This window comes from Streptomyces sp. NPDC101160 (genome assembly GCF_044768205.1).
Lineage (GTDB): Bacteria > Actinomycetota > Actinomycetes > Streptomycetales > Streptomycetaceae > Streptomyces.
In genome coordinates this window covers 68850-82034 of sequence record NZ_JBIWPJ010000007.1, presented here as the reverse complement: position 1 = coordinate 82034, position 13185 = coordinate 68850, and the positions used below count along the sequence as shown (strand labels likewise).

Below are 13185 nucleotides of genomic sequence, written 5' to 3'. Positions count from 1 at the left end.
GGTCAGCCCCTCACAGCTTCATCAGGCTGGCGTCGTCGACCGAGGCCGAGTGACGGGCACGGAAGACGGACACGATGATCGCGAGTCCGACGACGACCTCCGCGGCGGCGACGACCATCGTGAAGAAGGCGATGATCTGGCCGTCGAGGTTGCCGTGCATGCGGGAGAAGGTGACGAACGCGAGGTTGCAGGCGTTCAGCATCAGCTCGACGCACATGAAGAGCACGATCGCGTTCCGTCGGATGAGCACCCCGATCGCGCCGATGGTGAACAGCAGGGCGGCGAGATACAGGTAGTTGACGGGGTTCACCGCGTGGCCTCCTCTCCGTCACGGATGTCCCGGACCGCGTCCCGGTCGCGGCCCAGGCGCTCCTCGGAGCGCTGCTCCAGGGCCTTGAGGTCCGCCAGCGCTTCCCGCGACACGTCCCGGATCTGGCCGCGCTTGCGGAGCGTCGAGATCACGGTGAGGTCGGCCGGGGTGCCGTCGGGCAGCAGGCCGGCGATGTCCACCGCGTTGTGCCGGGCGTAGACGCCGGGCGCGGGCAGCGGCGGCAGGTGCCTGCCCTCGCGCACGCGCTGCTCGGACAGCTCGCGCTGGGTGCGGGCGCGTTCGGTGCGCTCGCGGTGGGTGAGCACCATGGCGCCGACGGCGGCGGTGATGAGCAGGGCGCCGGTGATCTCGAAGGCGAAGACGTACTTGGTGAAGAGGAGGGCGGCGAGGCCCTCCACGTTTCCGCCGTGGGCCGTGTTGGCCGCGCCGAGCCCGTCGAACTCCTTCAGGGAGGCGTTGCCGAGGCCGGCGATCAGCAGGATGCCGAAGCCGAGCCCGCAGGCGGCGGCCCACCAGCGCTGTCCCTTGATGGTCTCCTTCAGCGAGTCGGCGGCGGTGACGCCGACGAGCATGACGACGAAGAGGAACAGCATCATGATCGCGCCGGTGTAGACGACGATCTGGACGATGCCCAGGAAGTAGGCGCCGTTGGCGAGGTAGAACACCGCCAGGACGATCATGGTGCCGGCGAGACAGAGGGCCGCGTGGACGGCCTTCTTCATCAGGATCGTGCACAGCGCGCCGATGACGGCGAAGGTGCCGAGCACCCAGAACTGGAACGCCTCACCGGTGGACGTGCTGTACGCAGCGAGCGCGCTCATGCGTCCACCTCCTCCGGCTCGCCCTTCTCGCCCTTGGAGACGGCGACCTGACGGACCGTTCCGGGCGCGGCCTCGGTGACGGAGCCGCGGTAGTAGTCCTGCTCGTCCGTGCCCGGGTAGATGGCGTGCGGGGTGTCGACCATGCCCTCGGTGAGCCCCGCGAGGAGCTGCTCCTTGGTGTAGATCAGGTTCTCGCGGGAGGAGTCGGCCAGCTCGAACTCGTTGGTCATCGTCAGCGCGCGCGTGGGGCACGCCTCGATGCACAGGCCGCACAGGATGCAGCGGGCGTAGTTGATCTGGTACACCCGCCCGTACCGCTCGCCCGGCGAGTAGCGCTCCTCGTCGGTGTTGTCCGCGCCCTCCACGTAGATGGCGTCGGCCGGGCAGGCCCAGGCACACAGTTCGCAGCCGACGCACTTCTCCAGACCGTCGGGGTGACGGTTGAGCTGGTGCCGGCCGTGGAAGCGGGGCGCCGTCGTCTTCTGCTGCTCCGGGTACTGCTCGGTCAGCCGCTTCTTGAACATGGCCTTGAAGGTCACGCCGAAGCCGGCCACCGGATTCTGGAAGTCAGACACCGTCCGTCTCCTTTCCCTCACTCGCAGTAGCAGTATCGGGGCCACCACTGACAATCAGCTCCCGCTCGCCGCGGGGCCGGCGCCGCGGTACGGGCGGCAGGGACTGTCCGGGCAGGGGCGGTACGGGGAAGCCGCCGGCCATCGGGTCGAACGGGGCCGGGGCGGGCGCCTTCGCGGCCTCGCCCTTCGCCTTCTTGTCGCGTAGGACGTCCACGACGAAGGAGAGCAGCAGCACCGCGAGGACGGCCCCCGCCACGTACAGCACGATCGTCTGGAAGTCGTAGTTCTCGTTGCGCAGCGCCCGGACGGTGGCGACGAGCATCAGCCACACCACGGAGACCGGGATGAGCACCTTCCAGCCCAGCTTCATCAGCTGGTCGTAGCGGACGCGGGGCAGCGTGCCGCGCAGCCAGATGAAGAAGAACAGCAGCAGCTGGACCTTGATGACGAACCACAGCATCGGCCACCAGCCGTGGTTGGCGCCCTCCCAGAAGCCGGAGATCGGCCACGGGGCGCGCCAGCCGCCCAGGAAGAGGGTGGTGGAGACGGCCGAGACGGTCACCATGTTCACGTACTCGGCGAGCATGAAGAGCGCGAACTTGATGGACGAGTACTCGGTGTTGAAGCCGCCGACCAGGTCGCCCTCGGACTCCGGCATGTCGAAGGGGGCGCGGTTGGTCTCACCGACCATCGTCACGACGTAGATGAGGAAGGAGACCGGGAGCAGCACGATGTACCAGCGGTCGGCCTGCGCCTCCACGATCGCCGAGGTCGACATCGACCCGGAGTAGAGGAAGACGGAGGCGAAGGCGGCGCCCATGGCGATCTCGTACGAGATCATCTGCGCGGCCGAGCGCAGTCCGCCGAGCAGCGGGTAGGTGGAGCCGGACGACCAGCCGGCGAGGACGATGCCGTAGATGCCGACGGAGGCGACCGCGAGGATGTAGAGCATCGCGATCGGAAGGTCGGTGAGCTGCATCGTGGTGCGCTGGCCGAAGATCGACACCTCGTTACCGGCCGGGCCGAACGGGATCACGGCGATGGCCATGAACGCCGGGATGGCGGCGACGACCGGGGCGAGGACGTAGACCGCCTTGTCGGCCCGCTTGACGATCACGTCCTCCTTGAGCATCAGCTTGACGCCGTCCGCGAGGGACTGGAGGAGGCCCCAGGGGCCGTGCCGGTTGGGGCCGACGCGCAGCTGCATCCACGCGACGACCTTGCGCTCCCACACGATGGCGAGGAGCACGGTCACCATGAGGAACGCGAAGCAGAAGACGGCCTTGACCGCGACGAGCCACCAGGGGTCCGTGCCGAACATGGACAGGTCTTCCGCGGCGAGCAGCGTGTTCACGCCTCCACCACCTCCTTCGAGGTCGCCGGGCCGATGCGGACCAGGTCGCCGGGGCGGGCGCCGGTGTCGGTGAGGACGCCGTGGCCCGCGGAGTTCAGCGGGAGCCAGACCACGCGGTCGGGCATCGCGGTGACGGCCAGCGGGAAGGTCACCGAGCCGGACGGGCCGGTGACTTCGAGGAGGTCGCCGTCCTTGACGCCGGTGGCCTCCGCGGTGTCGGCGGAGAGCCGGGCGACGGCGGCGTGGCGGGTGCCGGCCAGGGCCGTGTCGCCCTCCTGGAGGCGGCCCAGGTCGAGCAGGAGGCGGTGGCCGGCGAGGACGGCCTCGCCGTCGCCGGGGCGGGCGGCGGCCTGGCCGGGCTCGGCCGGCTCGGTGGCCCGCTCGCCGGTCCAGCCGGCCAGCCGGTCCAGCTCGCGCCGGATCGACCGCAGGTCGGGCAGCCCCAGATGGGCGTCCATCGCGTCGGCCAGCATGTGCAGCACGCGCGCGTCGGTCGGCGGCAGCGGCCGGGTCATGTGCTCCGGCTTCAGCGCCGCCTCGAAGAGCCGGGCCCGTCCCTCCCAGTTGAGGAAGGTGCCGGGCTTCTCGGCGACCGCCGCGACCGGAAGCACCACGTCGGCCCGCTCGGTGACCGCGCCGGGGCGCAGCTCCAGGGAGACGACGAAGGCCGCGTCGAGCGCCTCGCGGGCGCGGGCCGGGTCCGGCAGGTCGTCGACGTCGACGCCCGCGACGACGAGGGCGGCGAGTTCGCCGGTGGCGGCGGCCTCGACGATCTGGCCGGTGTCGCGGCCGTAGCCGTGCGGCAGTTCGCGCACGCCCCAGACGGCGGCGACCTCCTCGCGGGCGCGGGGATCGGTCGCGGGCCGCCCGCCGGGCAGCAGCGCCGGGATGGCGCCCGCCTCGACGGCGCCGCGCTCACCGGCCCGGCGCGGGATCCACACCAGCTTCGCGCCGGTGGCGGTCGCGGCCCGGACGGCGGCGGTCAGCGCGCCGGGCACCCCGGCGAGCCGCTCGCCGACGGCGATGACGGCGCCGTCCTGGCGCAGCGCCTCGGCGGCGGCGAGGCCGTCCGCGGAGAGCCCGACGCGGGAGGTGAGGGCGTCCAGCCACTCCGTCTCGGTGCCGGGCGCGGCGGCGAGCAGCGTGCCGCCGGCCTTCTCCAGGCCGCGGGTGGCGTGCGACGCGACCGCGTAGGTCTTCTGCCCCTTCTTCCGCCACGCCTTGCGCAGCCGCAGGAAGACGCCGGGCGCCTCCTCCTCGGCCTCCAGGCCCACGAGCAGCACCACCGGAGCGGCTTCGAGCGAGGTGTACGTGACTCCCGTGCCGTCCAGGTCACGGCCGCGGCCCGCGACGGCCGAGGCCAGGAAGTCGGCCTCCTCGCCCGAGTGGATCCGGGCCCGGAAGTCGACGTCGTTGGTGTCGAGGGCGACCCGGGCGAACTTGGCGTACGCGTAGGAGTCCTCGACCGTCAGCCGGCCGCCGGTCAGCACGCCGGTGCGCCCGCGCACGAGCCCGCGCGCCGCCGCCTCCAGGGCCTCCGGCCAGGACGCCGCCTCCAGGACACCGGTCTCGGGATCGCGCACGAGCGGCGTGGTCAGCCGGTCGCGCTGCTGCGCGTACCGGAAGCCGAACCGGCCCTTGTCGCAGATCCACTCCTCGTTGACCTCGGGGTCCTCCGCGGCGAGCCGGCGCATGACCTTGCCGCGCCGGTGGTCGGTGCGGGTCGCGCAGCCGCCGGCGCAGTGCTCGCACACGCTCGGCGACGACACCAGGTCGAAGGGCCGGGAGCGGAAGCGGTACGCGGCCGAGGTCAGCGCGCCGACCGGGCAGATCTGGATGGTGTTGCCGGAGAAGTACGACTCGAAGGGGTCGCTGTTGCCGAGGCCGACCTGCTGGAGCGCGCCGCGCTCGATCAGCTCGATCATCGGGTCGCCGGCGATCTGCTGCGAGAAGCGGGTGCAGCGCGCGCACAGCACGCACCGCTCGCGGTCGAGCAGCACCTGTGTGGAGAGCGGGATCGGCTTCTCGTAGGTCCGCTTCTTCCCCTCGAAGCGGGACTCGGCCTGGCCGTGCGACATGGCCTGGTTCTGCAGCGGGCACTCGCCGCCCTTGTCGCAGACCGGGCAGTCCAGCGGGTGGTTGATGAGCAGCAGCTCCATCACGCCGTGCTGGGCCTTCTCGGCGACCGGCGAGGTCAGCTGCGACCTGACGACCATGCCGTCGGTGCAGGTGATGGTGCACGACGCCATCGGCTTGCGCTGGCCCTCGACCTCGACGATGCACTGGCGGCAGGCGCCGGCCGGGTCGAGGAGCGGGTGGTCGCAGAAGCGGGGGATCTCGATGCCGAGCTGCTCGGCGGCGCGGATCACCAGGGTCCCCTTGGGGACGGAGATCTCGATGCCGTCGATGGTCAGCGTGACTGTGTCGTCGCCGGTGGCCTTCTGCGGCCCCGCGCCTCCCCCTCCGGAAGCGGACGTGGTGACGGTCATGCGTTCACCTCCCGGTGCTTGTCCGCCCAGGCGGTCGACTTGGCGGGGTCGAAGGGGCAGCCCTTGCCCGTGATGTGCTGCTCGTACTCCTCGCGGAAGTACTTCAGCGAGGAGAAGATCGGCGAGGCGGCGCCGTCGCCGAGGGCGCAGAACGACTTGCCGTTGATGTTGTCGGCGATGTCGTTCAGCTTGTCGAGGTCGGACATGACGCCCCGGCCGGCCTCGATGTCGCGGAGCAACTGGACGAGCCAGTACGTGCCTTCGCGGCACGGCGTGCACTTGCCGCAGGACTCGTGGGCGTAGAACTCGGTCCACCGGGTCACCGCCCGCACCACGCACGTCGTCTCGTCGAAGCACTGCAGCGCCTTGGTGCCGAGCATGGAGCCGGCGGCGCCGACGCCCTCGTAGTCGAGCGGGACGTCGAGGTGCTCGTCGGTGAACATCGGGGTGGAGGAGCCGCCCGGGGTCCAGAACTTCAGCCGGTGGCCGGGCCGCATCCCGCCGCTCATGTCGAGGAGCTGGCGCAGGGTGATGCCGAGCGGGGCCTCGTACTGGCCGGGCGAGGCGACGTGGCCGCTGAGCGAGTAGAGCGTGAAGCCCGGGGACTTCTCGGTGCCCATCGACGTGAACCAGTCCTTGCCGCGGTTCAGGATCGCGGGAACCGAGGCGATGGACTCGACGTTGTTCACGACGGTGGGGCACGCGTACAGGCCGGCGACCGCGGGGAAGGGGGGACGCAGCCGGGGCTGGCCGCGGCGTCCTTCCAGCGAGTCGAGCAGCGCGGTCTCCTCGCCGCAGATGTACGCCCCGGCGCCGGCGTGCACGGTGACTTCGACGTCGAGCCCGCTGCCCAGGATGTTCCGGCCGAGGTAACCCGCCTCGTACGCCTCCCGCACGGCCTCGTGCAGGCGGCGCAGGACGGGCACGACCTCGCCGCGCAGATAGATGAAGGCGTGGCTGGACCGGATCGCGTAGCAGGCGATCACGATGCCCTCGATGAGGGAGTGCGGGTTGGCGAAGAGGAGGGGGATGTCCTTGCAGGTGCCGGGCTCGGACTCGTCGGCGTTGACGACGAGGTAGTGCGGCTTGCCGTCGCCCTGCGGGATGAACTGCCACTTCATGCCGGTGGGGAAGCCGGCGCCGCCGCGGCCGCGCAGGCCCGAGTCCTTCACGTACGCGATGAGGTCGTCGGGCGACATCGCGAGGGCCTTGCGCAGGCCCTCGTAGCCGTCGTGCCGGCGGTAGGTCTCCAGGGTCCAGGAGTCGGGCTGGTCCCAGAAGGCCGACAGGACGGGTGAGAGCAGCTTCTCCGGGCTGCTGTTGTTGATCTCGGCGGCCAAGGTCATCACGCTCCCTCCCCACTGGCTGTCTCGCCGCGCGGGTGGACGATTCGGGTGGGCTGGGTTTCGCCCTTGGCCAGGCGCAGGCCGACGAGCGAGGCCGGTCCTGCGCCGCCGGAGGCCTCGACGGCGCCCTCGCGCTCGTCGGGGAAGCCGGCCAGGATCCGGGCGGTCTCCTTGAAGGTGCACAGGGGCGCGCCGCGGGTGGGCGAGACGGGGCGGCCGGCCCGCAGGTCGTCGACGAGCCGCTTGGCCGACTCGGGCGTCTGGTTGTCGAAGAACTCCCAGTTGACCATCACGACGGGCGCGTAGTCGCAGGCCGCGTTGCACTCGATGTGTTCGAGGGTGACCTTGCCGTCGGGGGTCGTCTCGTTGTTGCCGACGGCGAGGTGCTCCTTGAGCTCCTCGAAGATGGCGTCGCCGCCCATGACCGCGCACAGGGTGTTGGTGCAGACGCCGACCTGGTAGTCGCCGGACGGCCTGCGGCGGTACATGGAGTAGAAGGTGGCGACGGCGGTGACCTCGGCGGTGGTGAGGTCCAGCATGTCGGCGCAGAACCGCATGCCGGTGCGGGTCACGTGGCCCTCCTCCGCCTGCACGAGGTGCAGCATCGGCAGGAGCGCGGAGCGGGACCCCGGGTAGCGGGCGATGATCGCCCGCGCGTCCTCCTCCAGACGGGCGCGGACCTCGGCCGGGTAGTCGGGCGCGGGCAGCTGGGGCATCCCGAGACTCACGTTCTCCGTCATCGGTCGACGCCTCCCATCACGGGGTCGATGGACGCGACGGCGACGATGACGTCGGCGACCTGGCCGCCTTCGCACATCGCCGCCATGGCCTGGAGGTTGGTGAACGACGGGTCGCGGAAGTGGACCCGGTAGGGGCGGGTGCCGCCGTCGGAGACGACGTGGACGCCGAGCTCGCCCTTGGGCGATTCGACGGCCGCGTACGCCTGTCCGGCCGGGACCCGGAAGCCCTCGGTGACCAGCTTGAAGTGGTGGATCAGGGCCTCCATGGAGGTGCCCATGATCTTCTTGATGTGGTCGAGGGAGTTGCCGAGGCCGTCGGGGCCGAGGGCCAGCTGGGCGGGCCAGGCGATCTTCTTGTCGCCGACCATCACCGGTCCGGGCTCCAGCCGGTCGAGGCACTGCTCGACGATCCGCAGCGACTGGCGCATCTCCTCCAGACGGACCAGGAAGCGCCCGTACGCGTCGCAGCTGTCGGCGGTGGGCACCTCGAACTCGTAGGTCTCGTAGCCGCAGTACGGGTCGGTCTTGCGCAGGTCGTGCGGGAGGCCCGCGGAGCGCAGGATCGGCCCGGTGGCGCCGAGCGCCATGCAGCCGGTGAGGTCGAGGTAGCCGACGTCCTGCATGCGGCCCTTGAAGATGGGGTTGCCGGTGGCGAGCTTGTCGTACTCCGGCAGGTTCTTCCGCATCGTCTTCACGAACTCGCGCACGGCGTCGACGGCGCCGGGCGGGAGGTCCTGGGCGAGGCCGCCGGGCCGGATGTAGGCGTGGTTCATGCGCAGGCCGGTGATCAGCTCGTACAGGTCCAGGATCATCTCGCGGTCCCGGAAGCCGTAGATCATGATCGTGGTGGCGCCGAGCTCCATGCCGCCGGTGGCGATGCAGACCAGGTGCGAGGAGAGCCGGTTGAGCTCCATGAGGAGCACCCGGATGACGGTGGCCCGGTCGGGGATGTCGTCGGTGATGCCGAGCAGCTTCTCCACCGCGAGGCAGTACGCCGTCTCGTTGTAGAACGAGGTGAGGTAGTCCATGCGGGTGACGAAGGTGGTGCCCTGCGTCCAGGTCCGGTACTCGAGGTTCTTCTCGATGCCGGTGTGGAGGTAGCCGATGCCGCAGCGGGCCTCGGTGACGGTCTCGCCGTCGATCTCCAGGATGAGCCGGAGCACGCCGTGGGTGGACGGGTGCTGGGGGCCCATGTTGACGACGATGCGCTCGTCGTCGGCCTTGGCGGCGGACTGGACGACCTCGTCCCAGTCGCCGCCGGTGACCGTGTAGACCGTGCCCTCGGTGGTCTCGCGCGCGTCCGACGCGTCGGGGCTCTGCGCGGTGTTCTCTGCCGTGTTCACGAGTACGACCTCCGCTGGTCCGGAGCCGGGATCTGGGCGCCCTTGTACTCGACGGCGATGCCGCCGAGCGGGTAGTCCTTGCGCTGCGGGTGGCCCTGCCAGTCGTCCGGCATCATGATCCGGGTGAGGGCGGGGTGGCCGTCGAAGACGATGCCGAAGAAGTCGTACGTCTCGCGCTCGTGCCAGTCGTTGGTCGGATAGACCGGGACGAGCGACGGGATGCGCGGCTCGGCGTCGGGCGCCGAGACCTCCAGGCGGATCAGCCGGCCGTGGGTGAGTGAGCGCAGGTGGTAGACGGCGTGCAGCTCGCGGCCCTTGTCGCCCGGGTAGTGGACGCCGGAGACGCCCGTACACAGCTCGAAGCGCAGGGCGGGGTCGTCGCGCAGGGTGCGGGCGACGCGGACGAGGTGCTCGCGCGCGATGTGGAAGGTGAGTTCGCCGCGGTCGACGACCGTCTTCTCGATGGCGTTCCCGGGCACCAGGCCCTGTTCCTCCAGGGCGCCCTCCAGCTCGTCGGCGACCTCGTCGAACCATCCGCCGTAAGGGCGGGTGGCCTCGCCGGGAAGTCTGATCGAGCGGACCAGGCCGCCGTAGCCGGAGGTGTCGCCGCCGTCGCCGGCGCCGAACATGCCGCGCTGGACGCGGACCTCCTCGCCGTGCTCCCCGCGCTGGCCCGGCAGGTTCTGGGCGCTCAGCTCCTTCTCGGGGTTGGGTGTCTCGTCGCTCACCGGAGCAGACCCTTCATCTCAATGGTGGGCAGCGCCTTGAGCGCCGCCTCCTCCGCCTCGCGGGCCGCCTCCTTGGCGTTCACGCCGAGCTTGGAGGTCTGGATCTTCTGGTGGAGTTTGAGGATCGCGTCCATCAGCATCTCCGGGCGCGGCGGGCAGCCCGGCAGGTAGATGTCGACCGGGACGATGTGGTCGACGCCCTGGACAATCGCGTAATTGTTGAACATTCCGCCCGAGGACGCGCAAACCCCCATGGAGATGACCCACTTGGGGTTCGGCATCTGGTCGTAGACCTGCCGCAGGACGGGGGCCATCTTCTGGCTGACGCGGCCGGCGACGATCATCAGGTCGGCCTGGCGCGGCGAGCCGCGGAAGACCTCCATGCCGAAGCGGGCCAGGTCGTAGCGGCCGGCGCCGGTCGTCATCATCTCGATGGCGCAGCAGGCGAGGCCGAAGGTCGCGGGGAAGACGGACGCCTTCCGGACCCAGCCCGCGGCCTGCTCGACGGTCGTCAGCAGGAAACCGCTCGGCAGCTTCTCTTCGAGTCCCATGGGTGCTCCTCAGCCCCTCAGTCCCATTCCAGGCCGCCGCGCCGCCACACGTAGGCGTAGGCGACGAAGACGGTGAGCACGAAGAGCAGCATCTCCACGAGCCCGAAAAGCCCCAGGGCGTCGAAGGTGACGGCCCAGGGGTAGAGGAAGACGATCTCGATGTCGAAGACGATGAAGAGCATCGCCGTCAGGTAGTACTTGATCGGGAAGCGACCGCCCCCGGCCGGCGTCGGCGTGGGCTCGATGCCGCACTCGTACGCCTCAAGTTTCGCCCTGTTGTACCGCTCTGGCCCGATTAGCGTGGCCATGACCACGGAGAAGATCGCAAACCCGGCTCCCAGGGCACCGAGCACGAGGATGGGCGCGTACGCATTCACGCTCCTCGCTCCTTCCAGTCGTCCTTGACCGTTGGACCGCACCGCCGGGGCCCTGAAAGATCGCCCCCATGTGAGGCAGTTCACAAGCCCGGCTGCCGCGTATCTTAAGCCCGCCCCTCTGTGATCTGCGACACGGGGTACGCCAACGACTTTGTGATCTCCACCACCTGACGAAGGATCATGAAGTCGGATGAGCGGTGATCTTGCCACTCGAAGCGCCCAGGTGATCACCAGATGTGACATCCGTACCGGAAATCGCTGGTCGAGAGGGGTGTTGCACTATCAAGGGTTGGGCTCTACAGGCAAATTGGCACTGGGACGCGGACGGGTGATAAGGGAACCGGCCGTCGCCCGGTCGAGGGGTCCGGCGTACCGCGGTGGACGTGTGCGCGCGTTCACGAGCCAGGGTGTGACCTGCGTCACTCGCTCCCGGCCACCGGAAGAACGGGGCTTGGCCATCGACGTGAAGAGGTGGTAAGTGGCGGGCAATTCGGACGTTTCATTGAAAACACGTGATCAAGAGGGTGTTGAGCCCTGTCCGATTTGCCCGTTACGGCGTCAATAAGGGTGTCAGAGAAGCGGATTAAGTGGTTCCGGACGTAACTGTGGCGCAACCCACGTTTCTTGAAGGGAACCGTGAAGCCCTGATAGCGGTTGTTCTCATGTCCCAGACCGCTCACATACGTAGCCACCGGAAGCCCCGCCAGAGCGCCTCGAAGCTCGCGCTCCGGGCCGGAGTTGCCGGTGGCGTTCTCAGCACCATCGCGGTGGCCGGTGCGGCCGCCCCGGCGAACGCCGAGTCGGTGACCGAGAAGACCCTCGAGATGCCCACCCTGGGCTCCCTCGACGCCGATCTCGCCAGCGCCGTCTCCGCCTCCGCCGAGGCGTCCCAGCAGGAGGCCCTGGACCAGGCGCTCGCCTCCCAGGAGGACGCGGCGCTGCAGAAGGCCGCGAAGGACGCCAAGAAGGCCAAGGCGGAGGCCGAGCGCAAGGCCGAGGCCGAGCGCGCCGAGAAGGCCCGCGCCGAGGCCCGCGAGCGCGCCTCCCGTACCGCGACGCGCACCTCGCTCTCCGCGGGCTCCTCGTCGTCGTACAGCTCCATGTCGAGCAGCAGCAGCAGCAGCTCGCAGGCCGCCACCGGCTCCGCCGCCTCGATCGTGGCCTTCGCCAAGGCCCAGATCGGCGACGCCTACGTCTCCGGCGGCACCGGCCCCAACTCCTGGGACTGCTCCGGCCTCGTGCAGGCCGCCTACCGCCAGGCCGGCATCGACCTGCCGCGCATCTCCTACGAGCAGTCGAGCATGGGCACCTCCGTCTCCCTGAGCGACCTGCAGCCGGGCGACGTCCTCTACTGGGGCTCCCGCAGCGGCTCGTACCACGTCGCCATCTACGTCGGCGGCGGCAAGTACGTCGGCGCGCAGAACCCGTCCACCGGCGTCGTCGAGCGCGACCTGGACTGGGACCCGCCGTCGGGCGCCGTGCGGATCCTCTGATCCCGCGCATCGACTCGTACGAGACGAAGGGCCGTCACTCCTCGGGGGAGCGACGGCCCTTCGCCGTTTCATCCTGAAGAGGACGCTACTTCCGGAATGCCTCGATGATCCGGGCGTAGCTGTCCCCGCCGTGCCCGGCCGCGACCGCCGCCTTCATCATCTCCAGGTGCAGCTCCGGCAGCCTGTTGTCCACGCCCCGCTCCTCGCCCGCGTGCAGCAGATGGGCGATCGAGGCCACGTGCACGTCGAGCGTCGCGTCGTCGCCCGGGTACTCCCCCGCGTCGATCTGCTCCGCGTACGTGGTCACGAACCAGGCCAGCGTGCGCAGCCAGCGCACCGCGACGCCCGCGAACTCCTTCGCCGGCACGCCGTCGGCGCCGGTCAGCGCGGTGGCGTGCAGCCAGCCGCCGAACACCGACCACATCATGCCGAGCAGGCCGGCGTCGTATAGCGAGGCGAGGCCCGCGTCCGCGCCCAGGTCCACCGGGTCGCCGAGCACGGCGAGCGCCGGGCGGTGCGCGGCGAGCAGCTCGGGCCCGCCCGCGTAGAGGATCATGCTGTCGCTGTTCCCGATGCCGGGCGGGGTGGTCATGATGCCGCCGTCGAGGTAGCCGATGCCGTGCCCGGCGGCCCACTCGGCCTCCGCGCGGGCCTGCTCGGGCGAGCCGGAGGTGAGGTTGACCAGGACCCGCCCGCGCAGCGCGTCGGCGACCGGGTCGAGCAGGGCGCGGACGGCCGGGTAGTCGAGGACGCAGACCACGACGAGCTCGCTCGCCGCGACCGCCTCGGCGACGGTGGCGGCACGGCGGGCGCCCCGGGCGACGAGGGCGTCGGCGCGGGCCGGGGTGCGGTTGAAGACGGTGGTGGGGTGGCCGGCGTCGAGGAAGGCGGCGGCGAGGGCCGTGCCCATCTGTCCGAGGCCGATGACGGTGACGGGCTGCTGGGTGCTTGCGTGCGAAGTGGTCATGGCTCCACGCTCGCAGCGGCCGGATCCGGCCGACAGGAGACGGACTGCCGCCTGCCGCACCATTCCTGCC

The 13185-nt window shown here is 70.4% G+C and carries 13 protein-coding genes; 1 reads left to right on the top strand and 12 read right to left on the bottom strand.

Annotation, left to right across the window (positions count from 1 at the left end; all coding sequences use genetic code 11):
- Positions 1-10 precede the first annotated feature (10 nt).
- From nuoK to ACIRSU_RS22930, 11 genes are read right to left on the bottom strand one after another with little or no spacing between them, the layout of a single operon-like run.
- Entirely contained in the window at positions 11-310 is a 300-nt protein-coding gene (gene nuoK / locus ACIRSU_RS22980; protein WP_389204911.1) for an NADH-quinone oxidoreductase subunit NuoK, read from the bottom strand.
- Positions 307-1152, bottom strand: coding sequence for an NADH-quinone oxidoreductase subunit J (locus ACIRSU_RS22975; protein WP_403795182.1), 846 nt, complete (start codon positions 1150-1152; stop codon positions 307-309). The genes nuoK and ACIRSU_RS22975 overlap by 4 nt, the downstream gene beginning before the upstream one ends.
- Positions 1149-1727 (bottom strand): NADH-quinone oxidoreductase subunit NuoI, encoded by a 579-nt coding sequence (gene nuoI, locus ACIRSU_RS22970; RefSeq protein WP_403795179.1) that lies wholly within the window; start codon positions 1725-1727, stop codon positions 1149-1151. The genes ACIRSU_RS22975 and nuoI overlap by 4 nt, the downstream gene beginning before the upstream one ends.
- Positions 1720-3048, bottom strand: a complete 1329-nt coding sequence (gene nuoH / locus ACIRSU_RS22965) for an NADH-quinone oxidoreductase subunit NuoH (protein WP_403796418.1) — start codon at positions 3046-3048, stop codon at positions 1720-1722. The genes nuoI and nuoH overlap by 8 nt, the downstream gene beginning before the upstream one ends.
- A 29-nt stretch (positions 3049-3077) precedes the next feature.
- Complete coding sequence (locus tag ACIRSU_RS22960) at positions 3078-5570, bottom strand: NADH-quinone oxidoreductase subunit G (protein ID WP_403795177.1); 2493 nt, start codon at positions 5568-5570, stop codon at positions 3078-3080.
- Entirely contained in the window at positions 5567-6916 is a 1350-nt protein-coding gene (gene nuoF, locus ACIRSU_RS22955) for an NADH-quinone oxidoreductase subunit NuoF (protein ID WP_403795174.1), read from the bottom strand. The genes ACIRSU_RS22960 and nuoF overlap by 4 nt, the downstream gene beginning before the upstream one ends.
- A complete protein-coding gene (gene nuoE, locus ACIRSU_RS22950; RefSeq protein WP_403795171.1) occupies positions 6916-7656 on the bottom strand; it encodes an NADH-quinone oxidoreductase subunit NuoE in 741 nt (246 codons plus the stop codon). Before nuoE ends, nuoF begins: the two co-directional genes overlap by 1 nt.
- The gene (locus tag ACIRSU_RS22945; protein WP_403795168.1) at positions 7653-8999 is read right to left on the bottom strand and encodes an NADH-quinone oxidoreductase subunit D; all 1347 of its coding nucleotides are present in this window, start codon (positions 8997-8999) and stop codon (positions 7653-7655) included. The genes nuoE and ACIRSU_RS22945 overlap by 4 nt, the downstream gene beginning before the upstream one ends.
- Complete coding sequence (locus ACIRSU_RS22940; protein ID WP_403795165.1) at positions 8996-9727, bottom strand: NADH-quinone oxidoreductase subunit C; 732 nt, start codon at positions 9725-9727, stop codon at positions 8996-8998. The genes ACIRSU_RS22945 and ACIRSU_RS22940 overlap by 4 nt, the downstream gene beginning before the upstream one ends.
- Complete coding sequence (locus ACIRSU_RS22935) at positions 9724-10278, bottom strand: NADH-quinone oxidoreductase subunit B family protein (protein ID WP_053654534.1); 555 nt, start codon at positions 10276-10278, stop codon at positions 9724-9726. Before ACIRSU_RS22935 ends, ACIRSU_RS22940 begins: the two co-directional genes overlap by 4 nt.
- 17 nt (positions 10279-10295) lie before the next feature.
- Positions 10296-10655 carry an NADH-quinone oxidoreductase subunit A gene (locus ACIRSU_RS22930; protein WP_403795162.1) on the bottom strand — a complete coding sequence of 120 codons (360 nt, stop codon included), beginning with the start codon at positions 10653-10655 and terminating at the stop codon, positions 10296-10298.
- Between the two features lie 662 nt (positions 10656-11317).
- Here ACIRSU_RS22930 and ACIRSU_RS22925 point away from each other — a divergent pair.
- A complete protein-coding gene (locus tag ACIRSU_RS22925) occupies positions 11318-12148 on the top strand; it encodes a C40 family peptidase (protein ID WP_403795159.1) in 831 nt (276 codons plus the stop codon).
- Between the two features lie 85 nt (positions 12149-12233).
- Here the strand turns inward: ACIRSU_RS22925 and ACIRSU_RS22920 are convergent, their stop codons facing one another.
- Positions 12234-13115 (bottom strand): NAD(P)-dependent oxidoreductase, encoded by an 882-nt coding sequence (locus tag ACIRSU_RS22920; RefSeq protein WP_403795156.1) that lies wholly within the window; start codon positions 13113-13115, stop codon positions 12234-12236.
- Between the last annotated feature and the right edge of the window lie 70 nt (positions 13116-13185).

Bases quoted from the DNA above. Each gene is read 5' to 3' on its own strand.
- ACIRSU_RS22960 (WP_403795177.1), bottom strand. From the start codon at position 5,570: ATGACCGTCACCACGTCCGCTTCCGGAGGGGGAGGCGCGGGGCCGCAG.
- nuoE (WP_403795171.1), bottom strand. From the start codon at position 7,656: ATGACGGAGAACGTGAGTCTCGGGATGCCCCAGCTGCCCGCGCCCGAC.
- ACIRSU_RS22975 (WP_403795182.1), bottom strand. From the start codon at position 1,152: ATGAGCGCGCTCGCTGCGTACAGCACGTCCACCGGTGAGGCGTTCCAG.
- ACIRSU_RS22935 (WP_053654534.1), bottom strand. From the start codon at position 10,278: ATGGGACTCGAAGAGAAGCTGCCGAGCGGTTTCCTGCTGACGACCGTC.
- ACIRSU_RS22920 (WP_403795156.1), bottom strand. From the start codon at position 13,115: ATGACCACTTCGCACGCAAGCACCCAGCAGCCCGTCACCGTCATCGGC.
- nuoH (WP_403796418.1), bottom strand. From the start codon at position 3,048: ATGTTCGGCACGGACCCCTGGTGGCTCGTCGCGGTCAAGGCCGTCTTC.
- ACIRSU_RS22925 (WP_403795159.1), top strand. From the start codon at position 11,318: ATGTCCCAGACCGCTCACATACGTAGCCACCGGAAGCCCCGCCAGAGC.
- nuoF (WP_403795174.1), bottom strand. From the start codon at position 6,916: ATGACCTTGGCCGCCGAGATCAACAACAGCAGCCCGGAGAAGCTGCTC.